The following is a 13,962-nucleotide window of genomic DNA, read 5'->3' as shown; positions in this document are numbered from 1 at the left end:
CTCCCGAATCAGGCCTGGTCTTCAAACCAGGGTGCGCGTGCGATCATAATCAGCTGACCGGCGCGCTCTTCATCCATACCTTCAATATCAAGCAGATCATCCACAGACTGCTCGGCCAGATCTTCCATGGTACGCACACCCATCCCGGCGAGTTTGAACGCCAGGCCACGGTCCATACCTTCCATATTCAGAAGATCTTCAGCGGGTTCTGCACCCTCCAGGGCTTCTTCACTTGCCAGCGCCTGATTCAGCAGCACGTCTTTGGCACGGCGGCGCAATTCAGAAACGGTGTCTTCGTCAAAGCCCTCGATCGCCAGCATTTCTTCCATCGGTACATAGGCCACTTCTTCGATAGACGTGAAGCCTTCTTCGATCAGAACACCGGCAAACTCTTCATCAACGTCCAGGTGAGCGGTGAAGTGCTCAACCAGGCGGTTGTATTCCTGTTCCTGACGCTCACCGGCTTCTTCTTCGGTCATCACGTTCAGGGTCCAGCCGGTCAGCTCAGTGGCCAGGCGAACGTTCTGGCCATTACGACCGATGGCCTGCGCCAGATTATCTTCAGCGACGGCGACATCCATGGTGTGACGGTCTTCGTCCATCACAATGGAGGCCACTTCTGCCGGTGCCATGGCGTTGATCACCAGCTGCGCGGGGTTGTCGTCGTACAGCACGATGTCTACACGCTCGCCGCCCAGCTCGTTGGAGACCGCCTGCACGCGGGAGCCCCGCATACCAACACAGGCACCCACAGGGTCGATCCGGCGATCGTTGGTCTTCACCGCGATCTTGGCGCGGGAACCGGGATCACGGGCGGCGCCACGGATCTCGATCAGGTCTTCGGCGATTTCCGGAACCTCGATGCGGAACAGTTCGATCAGCATCTGGGCATCGGTACGGCTGAGAATCAGCTGCGGACCGCGATGATCAGTGCGGATTTCCAGCAGCAGGGCCCGTACCCGGTCACCCATGCGGAAGGTTTCCCGCGGGATCAGGTGTTCACGGGGCAGCAGCGCTTCGGCGTTACCACCGAGATCTACGATAACGTTGTCCCGTGTCACCTTCTTGACGGTGCCGGACACCAGCTCACCGATGCGATCACGGTAGCTGTCGACAATCTTCATGCGCTCGGCTTCGCGCACTTTCTGGAAGATGATCTGCTTGGCGGCCTGGGCACCGATGCGCCCGAATGCCACAGATTCCACCTTCTCTTCGTGCATGTCGCCCGGCCGGAGATTGGTATCAATCTCTTCGGCTTCCTGCATGGTCAGCTCGGTGCCCAGTGCCGGAACCGCATCGTTGTCTACCACCAGCCAGCGGCGGAAGGTCTCGTATTCGCCGGTACGGCGATCGATAGCAACCCGGATGTCGGCTTCTTCGTCTTCGTAACGTTTTTTGGCAGCGGTAGCGAGTGCGAGTTCGATCGCCTCGAAAATCACATCCTTCTCGACGCCTTTCTCGTTCGAGACGGATTCCACTACCAGCAAGATCTCTTTACTCATTGGATTGCCCTGCCCTCAAAATAATCGATACATCTACAGATTTGTTCGAATGTGTCATTCAAAAACCGGAATGATGTTGGCCTTTTCAATACTGTCGTACGGCAACAGGTACTCGTGGTCATCAACCACGACCACAACCTCGTCACCCTCGACGCCTTTGATCAGCCCCTGGAATTTGCGACGACCCTCAAAGGCCATGCGCAGCTTGATCTGTACTTTATGGCCGACAAACGCCTCGTACTGTTCCAGGCGGAACAACGGCCGGTCCATACCCGGGGAAGAAACCTCCAGGGTGTACTCGCTCTGGATGGGGTCTTCCACATCCATCACACCGCTGACCTGCCGACTGACTTTTTCACAGTCTTCAATGCTGATGCCGTTTTCGGCATCATCAATAAACACCCGGAGCATGGACTGATGCCCGCGGGAACGAAATTCAATGCCCCAGAATTCAAATCCGAGCCCTTCCACTACCGGGCGCAGGATGTCTTCCAGTTGTTTAAGCTTGGCTGACAAGTGTCGCCGCCTCCGTATTCAGATTTTCAGGGTACAAAAACAAAAAAAGGGCTGTTAATCAGCCCTTTTATGCACCAGGGCCCTTGCGCCAGGCCCCTTAATCAAAAAGCCCCTGAAAATGGGGCCTTTTGTTGCAAGAATTCGCAGAAAGCTAACCCAACCATGCTCTCTGCCGACAGACACCTGGCCTGCCTGGAAGCCAGAAAAAACACTGACTCCAATAACCGCCGGAGTATAGAGGACACCGCGCGGAGTGGTCAAGGACTGACCAAAAAAAACGGCCTGGGTTTGCCAAGCCGTCTTCTTCAAATATGGTGCCCGGGGCCGGACTCGAACCGGCACAGCTTTCGCTACCACCCCCTCAAGATGGCGTGTCTACCAGTTTCACCACCCGGGCAACACTCTTTACTCGAGGTCAGGGAGATCAGACTCCCCGGCCCCGGCTTCGCTACCTGCGCCTTCGTCAATAGCCGGCGCGCTGCTATCACTTGCAGGGGCCTGGGTAGATTCCTGAACTGTCGGAATACCCGCCTCACCTGCTACTTCAGCGCGCTGCTTGGCAAAGATCGCCAGCGAAAAACTTGTCACAAAAAAGACAACCGCCATCAGGGTGGTCATCCTGGTCAGGAAGCTGCCGCTGCCCTGACTACCGAAAACCGTCTGCGAGGCACCGCCACCAAATGCCGCACCGGCATCCGCGCCCTTGCCCTGCTGGATCAGAACCAGGCCCACCAGCGCCACGGCGATCACGACGTGAACTACAACTACCAGTGTTTCCAACCAATCCATACAGACTCTCGTAAACGTTTCGGATTACGCACCCGCCGGGAATGCCCGACAGATACTGATAAACTCATCGGCCTTCAGCGATGCTCCGCCAATAAGACCACCATCGATATCCGGCTCTGAAAACAGAGCGGCCGCATTATCCGCTTTTACGCTGCCGCCGTAAAGTACCGAAATGGATTCGGCAGGCGCTTTCATGCTCGAAAGCACATTGCGGATTTCCGCATGCATAGCCTGGGCGTCCTCTGCGGTTGCGGTTCTGCCCGTGCCAATAGCCCAGACAGGCTCGTAGGCAACAACCACCTGCGACCAGCTTTCACCCTCAACACGGGCCAGCCCGCGTATCACCTGGGTGGCCACAACACGCTCGGCATCACCGGCCTCACGCTGCTCCAGGGTCTCCCCAACGCACAACACCGCCGTCAGACCGCTTTGCAGAACCTGTTCAACCTTGGCTGCAACCATTTCATCGGTCTCACCAAACAACTGGCGACGCTCGGAGTGCCCAACCAGCACGTAACCGCAACCCATATCACGGGCCATGTCGGCGGAAACTTCACCGGTGTAGGCGCCGGACTGCCACTGACTGACGTTCTGGACACCTGTCGCCAGGTCATCTCCTGCCTCAGCCTGAACAGCACTTACATACAGCGCAGGAGGAATAATCACCACCTTTGCACCGTTATCGAGACGGCCAGCCTGCTCGCGAACCGGGCCAACCAGTTGCTGCACCAGGTCTTTCGACCCGTTCATTTTCCAGTTACCGGCTACAATCCTGCGACGCATACTTATTCTCAGCTATCCCGAAAACCCCGAACAAAAGGGAGCGCGAACTATACAGCAGTCATTTCCTGCACACAACCCGCTCCCCGCACCGCCACTCAGGGGTTTGAGCGCTCCACCACCCGGGCCAGCTCTTCGGCCACACGGGTAATTTCTGCGGCATCCCGGCCCTCTGCCATCACCCGGATCAGCGGCTCGGTTCCGGATGCCCGCAACAAGATACGACCGGCATCGCCCAGGCCGGCTTCAGCCTGGCGCACAGCCTCGACAATATCCGCGCGGGAAAACGGATCAAAACGCCGCGCCACCCGCACATTCACCATTTTCTGGGGCAGCTTGCTCATTCCCTGACGCAGCTCGCTCAGGGTTTTACCGGAATTGCGCACAGCCAGTAACACCTGCAGGGCAGACACAATACCATCGCCGGTGCTGGTGCAGTCACGAATGACCATATGGCCGGAACCTTCACCCCCGACCACCCAGTTGTTAGCCAGCAACCGCTCCATCACATAGCGGTCGCCCACTTTCGCCCGCTCGAACTGGATGCCGAGTTCACGCAGGGCCAACTCAACGCCCAGGTTGGTCATCAGGGTACCCACCACACCGCCTTTGAGGCGCCCTTCGGCCTGGCGCTGGTACGCGAGAATGTACAGCAGCTCATCGCCGTCCACCTCGGAGCCGTCACGGTCAACCATCAGCACCCGGTCACCATCGCCATCGAAGGCAATGCCCAGGTCGGCTTTTTTCTCGGCAACTGTCTGCTTAAGAGCATCCAGGTGGGTGGAACCAACATTCAGGTTGATGTTCAGACCATCGGGCTCGGCGCCGATCACGGTAATCTTTGCACCCAACTCCCGGAACACCTTGGGCGCCACGTGGTAGGTGGCACCGTGGGCACAATCCAGGACGATATGCAGGCCATCGAGGGTAAATTCGTTAGGTACGGTGCTCTTGCAGAATTCCACGTAGCGACCGGGCGCGTCATCAATCCGGGTCGCCTTGCCCAGTTCGTTGGGCTCACAGACCTTGATGGGCTGGTCCAGCCAGCGCTCGATTTCAGCTTCCAGGGCATCGTCCAGCTTGGTGCCGGCGGCAGAGAAAAACTTGATGCCGTTGTCGTGGTGCGGGTTATGGGACGCACTGATAACGATACCGGCAGAGGCGCGGAAGGTACGGGTGAGGTAGGCAATGGCCGGTGTCGGCATCGGGCCCAGCAGCTTCACATCCACTCCGGCGGCAGACAGGCCGGCCTCCAGGGCCGACTCGAACATATAACCGGACAACCGGGTGTCCTTGCCGATCAGCACACTGTTGCGCTGGCCATCTTTCTTGAACGCCTGGCCGGCAGCCCAACCCAGGTGGAGCATGAACTCCGGGGTAATCGGGCCTTCGCCAACATGGCCACGAATGCCATCGGTACCAAAATATTTACGCTCGGACATCAGATTGCCTCCTTAACCGCCGCTACTACCTTAACGGCGTCTACCGTTTCCCTTACATCGTGCACCCTGAGGATACTCGCACCTTTCATGGCCGATATTGTCGCGGCCGCGAGGCTTGCGGGCAACCTTTCATTCACATCCCGGCCGGTGATTGCTCCCAGCATGGATTTGCGGGACAGACCGATCAGCAGTGGATGGCCCAGCATGTGCAGCTGCTCCAGGGTCGCCAGCAACTGCACGTTGTGCTCGACGGTTTTGCCAAAGCCAAAGCCGGGGTCCAGGATGATCTTGTCCGGGTTCACCCCGGCGGCCTCTGCCACGCGCATGCGCTCGGTCAGAAACGAGCTGACTTCCCGGCGCACATTCCGGTAACGGGGATCGTTCTGCATAGTGTCCGGCTCACCCTGGATGTGCATGATACACACAGGAATATCCGCCTTCGCCGCCACTTCCGGTGCTCCGTCACGCTGCAGGGCACGGACATCATTGATCAGCCCCGCGCCGAGCTTTGCGGTTTCTGCCATTACCGCCGGGTTGCTGGTGTCTACGGAAATAACGGCATCCAGCTCCCGGGCAATGGCCTCGACCACCGGGCACACCCGGTCCAGCTCCTCCTGGGTGGAAACCTCTGCCGCTCCCGGCCGGGTGGATTCACCGCCTACATCAATAAATACTGCACCGTCCACCACCATCTGGCGGGCGCGGATCATGGCGGATTCCAGCGAATTGAAGCGACCACCGTCCGAAAACGAATCCGGGGTTACATTCAGGATGCCCATTACATGGCACAGGGAGAGGTCCAGTTCACGGCCGGCAAAGTTCATTTTCATAGCGAGGATTCCAGGGGCAACACTTTCGGGGAAACAAAAACAAACGCCGCCCGGAGGCCGGGCGGCGCGTTATATCACTCAGGCTTCGGCTGCGAGTCAGTGCTCGCCGGCCGGGCGCCCTACTCCGGGCTGGCGCCCGTCGTCAGAGCCTTTCGGCTCCGGAGCCTGCTCCGGCTCTTCAGCCTTTACGCCACCGGCGGGACCACTATCGCCCCAGTTCTTCGGCGGGCGCGGCTCTTTGCCGGCCATGATGTCGTCAATCTGGAAGCGATCGATGGTTTCGTACTTCATCAGCGCTTCCGCCATCATGTCGAGCTTGTCCCGGTTATCAATCAGGATCTGCTTGGCGGTCTCGTAGCAGGTATCAATGATGTTACGGACTTCCTCATCAATACGCTGTGCCGTTTCCGGCGAATACACGGTATGAGACTGCCCGGCAGAACGACCCAGGAACGGCTCTTCGCTGTCGGTATCGTACTGCAGCGGGCCCAGCTTCTCGGACAAACCCCAGCGGGTGACCATATTGCGGGCCAGGCTGGTAGCTCGCTCGATATCGTTGGACGCACCGGTGGTCACACCCTCAAAGCCCAGAGTCAGCTCCTCGGCAATACGGCCACCAAACAAACTGCAGATCGAGCTGGTCAGGTAGCGCTTGGAGTGGCTGTACTTGTCCTCTTCCGGCAGGAACATGGTGACACCCAGTGCCCGGCCACGGGGAATAATACTGACCTTGTAGACCGGATCATGCTCCGGCACCAGTCGACCCACAATCGCATGGCCAGACTCGTGGTATGCGGTATTCCGCTTTTCTTTCTCGCTCATCACCATGGACTTGCGCTCGGCGCCCATCATGATCTTGTCTTTTGCCAGCTCCAGCTCTTCCATGGACACCAGGCGCTGGTTACGGCGCGCCGCAAACAGGGCAGCCTCGTTCACCAGGTTGGCCAGGTCTGCACCGGAGAAGCCGGGAGTACCACGGGCAATCACAGCGGGATCGATGCCATCGGCAAGGGGCACTTTCTTCATGTGCACCTTCAGAATCTGCTCGCGACCCAGGATATCCGGCAAGCTCACCACCACCTGGCGGTCAAAGCGACCCGGGCGCAACAGCGCAGGGTCAAGAACGTCCGGACGGTTGGTTGCGGCGATCACGATAACGCCTTCATTACCCTCAAAGCCGTCCATCTCGACCAGCAACTGGTTCAGGGTCTGCTCACGCTCGTCGTGTCCGCCACCCATACCGGCGCCACGATGGCGACCCACAGCATCAATCTCGTCGATGAAGATGATGCAGGGGCTCTGTTTCTTGGCCTGCTCGAACATGTCGCGAACACGGGAAGCACCCACGCCCACGAACATTTCCACGAAGTCCGAACCAGAGATCGAGAAGAACGGCACCTTGGCTTCACCGGCAATGGCCTTGGCCAGCAGGGTTTTACCGGTACCGGGAGGACCTACCATCAGCACGCCCTTGGGAATGCGGCCACCCAGACGCTGGAACTTGCTCGGATCGCGCAGGAAGTCCACCAACTCTTTGACATCTTCCTTCGCTTCGTCGACACCAGCCACGTCAGCAAAGGTGGTCTTGATCTGATCTTCGCTCAGCAGGCGCGCCTTGCTCTTGCCGAACGACATGGGGCCTTTGCCGCCACCGCCGCCCTGCATCTGGCGCATGAAGAAGACAAACAGGGCAATGATGATCAGTATCGGGAATGCGGCCACCAGCAGCTGAGTCCACAGGCTCTGGCGCTCCGGCTCCTTACCGATCACCTCAACCTGATTGGCCAGGAGATCGTCCATCAGTTTGTTATCGGATACCTGCGGGCGAATGGTCTGGAACTGGGAGCCGTCACCACGGACACCCTGCACCTGCAGCCCATCAATCGTCACCTGCCGTACCTGGCCCTGCTGGACCATTTCGACAAACTGGGAATAGTTAACTTGTTGCCCGCTGGTGGTGGGAGTGAAATTCTGAAACACCATCAGCAGCACGGCGGCTATCACTAGCCAGAGAACCAGATTTTTTGCCATATCGTTCAAGGATCATCACCTGTGAATTGCAGGGCTGCCGCGTCGAAGCCGCGAACCCTTTTCCGACACCTTACACTAATTGTACGTTCGTAAACCAGAAACGGCCTAAGGGAAAACGCCCGCACTACCACTTATATTGGGCACTCCGGGGCCGATTGCAACGCCGGTTGTAAGTGAATACGACCATTTGTGGCGGTGCGCTATCTGTTACAATCACGAAATTATACGACGTTGTCAGCCAGTTCGCCGCTGACCTTTTGTTAATTGCACCGATAAAGAGATTACATCATGAGTCTGTCACCGGAACAGCGCCGGGAATACCGGGCCATTGCCCACAATCTGAAGCCCGTCATCATTGTTGGCGACAAAGGCCTGTCCGAGGGGCTCCAGGAAGAACTGGAGCGAGCCCTGAACGACCATGAGCTGATCAAGATCAAGGTAGCCAGCACAGACCGCGAAGCCCGCCAGGAAGCCATCCAGGCCCTGTGCGAAAGCTCCGGCGCCGAGCTGGTGCAAACCATCGGCAAAATCGCCGTCATCCTGCGCCGGGCCAGGAAGCCGAATCCGAAGTTGTCTAACCTGCTAAGGAATAAGTGATAAAAAAAGCCGGCTCGGGTAACCCCAGCCGGCTTTTTCGTGTGTGCGCGGATTTCGTCAGATGTATTCCACTTCGGAAATCTCGTACTCCACGGTGCCCGAAGGGATGCGGATGGCCACCACATCGCCTTCGTTTTTGCCCACCAGCGCCCGGGCGATGGGAGACGATACCGACAGCTTGCCGGCTTTGATGTCTGCCTCGTCTTCGCCCACGATCTGGTAAGTCACTTCTTCATCGGTGTCCATATTCACCAGGTGCACGGTGGTGCCGAAGATCACCTTACCAGTGTTCTCCATGGTGGTTACGTCGATCACCTGGGCCACTGACAGCTTGCCTTCGATTTCCTGGATACGGCCTTCGATGAAGCTCTGCTGTTCACGGGCGGCGTGGTATTCGGCGTTTTCCTTGAGATCTCCGTGTTCACGGGCATCGGCGATAGCCTGGATGACCCGCGGACGATCTTCGGACTTCAGCTTTTTCAGCTCCTCGCGCAGACGGGCTTCGCCAGTCTGCGTCATGGGTACTCTTTCAGCCATAATCTTACTTCCCTGCGTGTAGGTCCTGGAGGCGACGAACAGTGCGCTCCGGGCCAAATTTGATTGCGCGGCAGAAGGCTTCGCCACCTGCCAGCGTCGTTGTGTAGGTTACCTTGGTCTGCAAGGCGGACTGGCGAATCTGCGCCGAGTCGGAAACGGCCTTACGACCTTCGGTGGTGTTAATGATCAGCTGAACCTTGCCGTTCTTGATGGAATCAACAATGTGCGGCCGGCCTTCACCAACCTTGTTGACCCGCTCAACCTCGACACCCTCGGCTTCCAGGGCCTTGGCTGTACCGGTAGTGGCGACAATCCGGAAGCCGGCATCAACCAGGTCGCGGGCAACCTTAGCCGCCCCCGGCTTGTCGACGTCACGAACCGACATAAAGGCCACACCCTTGGCCGGCAGGCGCTCACCCGCGGCCAGGGACGCCTTGGCGAAGGCTTCGTCAAAGCTGTCACCCAGCCCCATCACCTCACCGGTAGACTTCATTTCCGGGCCGAGAATCGGGTCAACCGCCGGGAACTTGTTGAACGGGAACACGGACTCTTTCACCGCATAGTAAGTCGGCACGATTTCCTGGGTGAAGTTCAGCTCCTTCAGGGTCTTGCCGGACATTACGCGGGCCGCTACCGCCGCCAGGGACACACCGATGGCCTTGGATACGAACGGCACGGTACGGGAAGCGCGCGGGTTCACTTCGATCACGTAGATCTCGCCGTCCTGCCAGGCCAGCTGCACGTTCATCAGGCCGATAACGTCCAGTTCGATGGCCATTTTCTTGACCGCTTCGCGCATTTCATCCTGCACTTCTTTCGGCAGACTGTAGGGCGGCAGTGAACAGGCAGAGTCACCGGAGTGAACACCAGCCTGCTCGATGTGCTGCATGATACCGCCGATAACCACGTCGGTGCCGTCACTGATGGCATCGATATCCACCTCGATGGCGGCATTCAGGAAGTGGTCCAGCAATACCGGGCTGTCGTTGGATACCAGAACGGCACTGCGCATGTAACGCACCAGTTCGGTTTCGTCATAGACGATTTCCATGGCACGGCCGCCCAGCACGTAGGACGGGCGAACCACCAGCGGATAGCCGATTTCACGGGCCGCCAGGATACCTTCTTCATGGCTGCGCACGGTGGCGTTCTGGGGCTGCTTCAAGCCCAGGCGCTGGATCATCTGCTGGAAACGCTCACGGTCTTCGGCACGGTCAATGGCATCCGGGCTGGTGCCGATAATGGGCACACCGGCAGCTTCCAGGCCACGGGACAGTTTCAGCGGGGTCTGACCGCCGTACTGCACAATGACGCCCTTCGGTTTTTCGACGTTGATGATTTCCAGCACGTCTTCCAGGGTGATCGGCTCGAAGTACAACCGGTCGGAGGTATCGTAGTCGGTCGACACGGTCTCCGGGTTGCAGTTGATCATGATGGTTTCGTAACCGTCTTCACGCATGGCCAGGGCCGCGTGCACACAGCAGTAGTCGAATTCGATGCCCTGGCCGATACGGTTGGGGCCGCCACCGATCACCACAATCTTCTCGCGGTCAGACGGCTCCGCCTCGCACTCTTCCTCGTAAGTGGAGTACATGTAGGCGGTGTCGGATGCAAACTCAGCCGCACAGGTGTCTACCCGCTTGTAAACCGGGCGAATGCCCAGGTCGTGGCGCAGCTTGCGCAGGCTGACTTCGGAAATGCCCAGCAGCTTGGCCAGGCGGGCGTCAGAGAAGCCCTTGCGCTTCAGGCGGAACAGGGTGGCCTTGTCGATATCGGCCTTGCCGGCAGATTTCAGGGCCTGCTCTTCTTTGACCAGGTCTTCAATTTGCACCAGGTACCAGGGGTCAACCTTGGTATGACGGAACACTTCGTCAACCGTCATGCCGGCGCGGAAGGCATCACCGATGTACCAGGCACGCTCGGCGCCGGGTACGTTCAGCTCCCGGATCAGGGTTTCACGGCTGCTGTCCGAATCCAGCTCGTCCAGTTTCTCGTCAAAACCATCAGAGCCCACTTCCAGGCCACGCAGGGCTTTCTGCATGGATTCCTGGAAGGTACGACCGATGGCCATGACTTCACCCACGGACTTCATCTGGGTGGTCAGGCGGGCGTCGGCCTGGGGGAATTTCTCGAAGGTGAAGCGCGGAATCTTGGTAACCACGTAGTCGATGCTGGGCTCGAACGAGGCCGGGGTTACGCCTCCGGTAATTTCGTTCTGCAGCTCATCGAGGGTGTAACCGATGGCCAGCTTGGCGGCCACCTTGGCAATCGGAAAACCGGTGGCCTTGGAAGCCAGCGCGGAGGAACGGGATACCCGCGGGTTCATCTCGATCACGACCATACGGCCGGTGTCCGGATTGATACCGAACTGCACGTTGGAACCGCCGGTTTCCACACCAATTTCACGCAGCACCGCCAGTGAGGCGTTCCGCATGATCTGGCATTCCTTGTCAGTGAGGGTCTGGGCCGGGGCCACGGTGATGGAGTCACCGGTGTGCACGCCCATGGCATCAAAGTTCTCGATGGCGCAAACGATGATGCAGTTGTCGTTTTTGTCACGGACAACTTCCATCTCGTACTCTTTCCAGCCGATCAGGGACTCGTCAATCAGCAGTTCGTTGGTCGGAGACAGGTCCAGGCCACGGGTACAGATTTCCTCGAACTCATCCTTGTTGTAGGCGATACCACCACCGGACCCGCCCATGGTGAAGGACGGACGGATGATGCAGGGGAAACCGATATCCTCTGACGCTTCCCAGGCTTCCGCCATGGAGTGAACAATCGTCGCGCGCGGGCATTCGAGGCCAATCTTTCTCATGGCCTTATCGAAACGGTCCCGGTCCTCGGCCTTGTCGATGGTATCGGCGTTAGCGCCGATCATTTCAACGCCGTGCTTCTCCAGTACGCCATGCTTTTCCAGGTCCAGCGCACAGTTCAGTGCGGTCTGGCCGCCCATGGTGGGCAGCAGGGCGTCGGGTTTTTCCTTTTCGATGATCTTTTCGACCGTCTTCCAGGTGATCGGCTCGATGTAGGTGGCATCGGCCATGGCCGGGTCGGTCATAATGGTGGCCGGGTTGGAGTTCACCAGGATAACCCGGTAGCCCTCTTCGCGCAGCGCCTTACAGGCCTGGGCTCCGGAGTAGTCGAATTCGCACGCCTGCCCGATCACGATGGGACCAGCGCCCAGGATCAGGATGCTTTGGATGTCTGTACGTTTTGGCATGTCTCGGTAAACCTGTCAGCAACTTTTGAATTCTTGCAGCGCGGTGTTCAGCGCCGGTGAGCTATCGTCGATGGCCTTGCCCTCAGGCAGATCGCGCTTCCATCAGCTGGATAAACTCGTCGAACAACGGTGCCACATCGTGGGGGCCTGGGCTGGCTTCCGGGTGACCCTGGAAGCTGTAGGCCGCCTTGTCGGTGCGGCGAATGCCCTGCAGGGTGCCGTCAAACAGCGACTTGTGGGTGGCTTCCACATTGGCCGGCAGGGTTGCTTCGTCTACCGCAAAGCCGTGGTTCTGGCTGGTGATCATCACCGTGCCCTTGGCAATGTCCTGCACCGGGTGGTTGGCGCCGTGGTGGCCGTGGCCCATTTTCATGGTCTTGGCACCGCTGGCCAGGGCCAGCAACTGGTGACCAAGACAGATGCCGAATACCGGAATCTCGGTTTCCAGCACTTCCTGGATGGCTTTGATTGCGTAGTCGCACGGCTCGGGGTCGCCAGGGCCGTTGGACAGGAAGATACCGTCCGGGTTCATGGCCAGCACTTCCGAAGCCGGGGTTTGCGCCGGTACCACGGTGATGTCGCAACCGCGGGCAGCAAGCATGCGCAGGATGTTGAACTTTACGCCGTAGTCCCAGGCGACAACCTTGAACTTCGGAGCAGACTGTTCACCGTAGCCATCGGTGATGTCCCATTCGGTCTGGTTCCACTGATAGGTTTTCTCGCTGGTCACTTCCTTGGCCAGGTCCATACCCTTCAGGCCCGGAAAGGCCTTGGCCAGTTCCAGTGCACGCTCGGCGGTGGCATTCTCGCCGGCAACGATGGCGCCGTTCTGGGAACCTTTGTCACGCAGGATACGGGTCAGGCGGCGGGTGTCGATGTCCGCAATGCCAACAATGTTGTTGCTTCGCAGGTAGTCATCCAGGCTCTGCTGGTTACGCCAGCTGCTGGCGATCAGCGGCAGGTCACGAATGATCAGGCCGGCGGCGTGGATGCGGTCGGATTCTACGTCTTCGTCGTTCACACCGGTGTTGCCGATGTGCGGATACGTCAGGGTGACGATCTGGCGGGAGTAGGACGGGTCGGTCAGGATTTCCTGATAGCCGGTCATGGCAGTGTTGAACACTACCTCACCGCTGGTTTCTCCGTCTGCGCCGATGGCGGTGCCGTAGAAGAGGCTTCCGTCTGCGAGTGCAAGGATTGCTGGTGTGCTCAAGGCTTGTATCCTCATCGAGTGGCGTAAGTTCGTCACGAACAGGAACGCAAGCGCAAATTCAGGTTGCAAAAAAGCGAGACAGAGTAAAAACCCGGTCCCGCTTTCTTATAAACTTTTCAAAGGTACGCTTGGTGCAGTCAAATCGCCTTATTGTAAGCGATTCTGGCCGTTTTTGTCCACGGGGATTTGTCCAGTCGTCTTTGACGCAACTCCGGCCGAAGGTTCGGGTCGCTCTTCCGAAAACCGCTACAAGCTCGTCCATGAGCGCTTATTTCAGGCCATCCATGGCCTTCAAAATTTTCGGAAGAGCGACCCGAACCTTCAGCCTCAGTGTTAGCCTCACACGAAAAGCAACTCTTCAGTCTTTTTCCGTGCCCTTCCGAGATGGGATGGTCTCCTCCCCACTCCAAATCGGCGTCGCAATGCGCCAGGATAGAGGTTGCAGACACTATCCAAGAGTTAAGGAGGAGACCATGCATCAGAATACCGTGATCGGCATCGA

General features: G+C 58.5%; 11 protein-coding genes and 1 tRNA gene. 1 reads left to right on the top strand and 11 read right to left on the bottom strand.

Annotated elements, in window-relative coordinates; translation table 11 throughout:
• Positions 1–8: 8 nt before the first annotated feature.
• The 8 genes from nusA to ftsH form a co-directional block, all read right to left on the bottom strand.
• Entirely contained in the window at positions 9–1,502 is a 1,494-nt protein-coding gene (gene nusA / locus LWH94_RS13570) for a transcription termination factor NusA (protein WP_022988295.1), read from the bottom strand.
• 54 nt (positions 1,503–1,556) lie between these two features.
• A complete protein-coding gene (rimP, locus tag LWH94_RS13565) occupies positions 1,557–2,018 on the bottom strand; it encodes a ribosome maturation factor RimP (protein ID WP_022988296.1) in 462 nt (153 codons plus the stop codon).
• Positions 2,019–2,330: 312 nt separating this feature from the next.
• Positions 2,331–2,415: transfer RNA gene (locus LWH94_RS13560), tRNA-Leu, on the bottom strand.
• Positions 2,416–2,423: 8 nt separating this feature from the next.
• The gene (gene secG / locus LWH94_RS13555; protein ID WP_022988297.1) at positions 2,424–2,807 is read right to left on the bottom strand and encodes a preprotein translocase subunit SecG; all 384 of its coding nucleotides are present in this window, start codon (positions 2,805–2,807) and stop codon (positions 2,424–2,426) included.
• A gap of 24 nt (positions 2,808–2,831) precedes the next feature.
• Complete coding sequence (gene tpiA, locus LWH94_RS13550; RefSeq protein WP_232902565.1) at positions 2,832–3,590, bottom strand: triose-phosphate isomerase; 759 nt, start codon at positions 3,588–3,590, stop codon at positions 2,832–2,834.
• A gap of 95 nt (positions 3,591–3,685) precedes the next feature.
• Positions 3,686–5,029: a phosphoglucosamine mutase gene (gene glmM / locus LWH94_RS13545; protein ID WP_232902564.1), complete on the bottom strand. Its 1,344-nt coding sequence runs from the start codon at positions 5,027–5,029 to the stop codon at positions 3,686–3,688.
• Complete coding sequence (gene folP / locus LWH94_RS13540; RefSeq protein WP_232902563.1) at positions 5,029–5,859, bottom strand: dihydropteroate synthase; 831 nt, start codon at positions 5,857–5,859, stop codon at positions 5,029–5,031. The genes glmM and folP overlap by 1 nt, the downstream gene beginning before the upstream one ends.
• A gap of 96 nt (positions 5,860–5,955) precedes the next feature.
• Entirely contained in the window at positions 5,956–7,899 is a 1,944-nt protein-coding gene (gene ftsH / locus LWH94_RS13535) for an ATP-dependent zinc metalloprotease FtsH (protein WP_269802601.1), read from the bottom strand.
• A gap of 279 nt (positions 7,900–8,178) precedes the next feature.
• Here ftsH and yhbY point away from each other — a divergent pair, with 279 nt between their 5' ends.
• A complete protein-coding gene (yhbY, locus tag LWH94_RS13530) occupies positions 8,179–8,487 on the top strand; it encodes a ribosome assembly RNA-binding protein YhbY (protein ID WP_094623617.1) in 309 nt (102 codons plus the stop codon).
• A gap of 57 nt (positions 8,488–8,544) precedes the next feature.
• On the opposite strand, the gene greA is transcribed toward yhbY, so the two are convergent.
• The 3 genes from greA to carA form a co-directional block, all read right to left on the bottom strand.
• Positions 8,545–9,024 carry a transcription elongation factor GreA gene (greA, locus tag LWH94_RS13525; RefSeq protein ID WP_081697550.1) on the bottom strand — a complete coding sequence of 160 codons (480 nt, stop codon included), beginning with the start codon at positions 9,022–9,024 and terminating at the stop codon, positions 8,545–8,547.
• A 4-nt stretch (positions 9,025–9,028) separates the two neighbouring features.
• Positions 9,029–12,247, bottom strand: coding sequence for a carbamoyl-phosphate synthase large subunit (gene carB / locus LWH94_RS13520; RefSeq protein ID WP_232902562.1), 3,219 nt, complete (start codon positions 12,245–12,247; stop codon positions 9,029–9,031).
• A gap of 82 nt (positions 12,248–12,329) precedes the next feature.
• Entirely contained in the window at positions 12,330–13,460 is a 1,131-nt protein-coding gene (gene carA, locus LWH94_RS13515) for a glutamine-hydrolyzing carbamoyl-phosphate synthase small subunit (protein ID WP_232902561.1), read from the bottom strand.
• Positions 13,461–13,962 lie beyond the last annotated feature (502 nt).

Source organism: Marinobacter sp. G11 (genome assembly GCF_021282325.1).
GTDB lineage: Bacteria > Pseudomonadota > Gammaproteobacteria > Pseudomonadales > Oleiphilaceae > Marinobacter > Marinobacter vinifirmus.
This window is presented reverse-complemented; position numbering and strand designations above follow the sequence as displayed.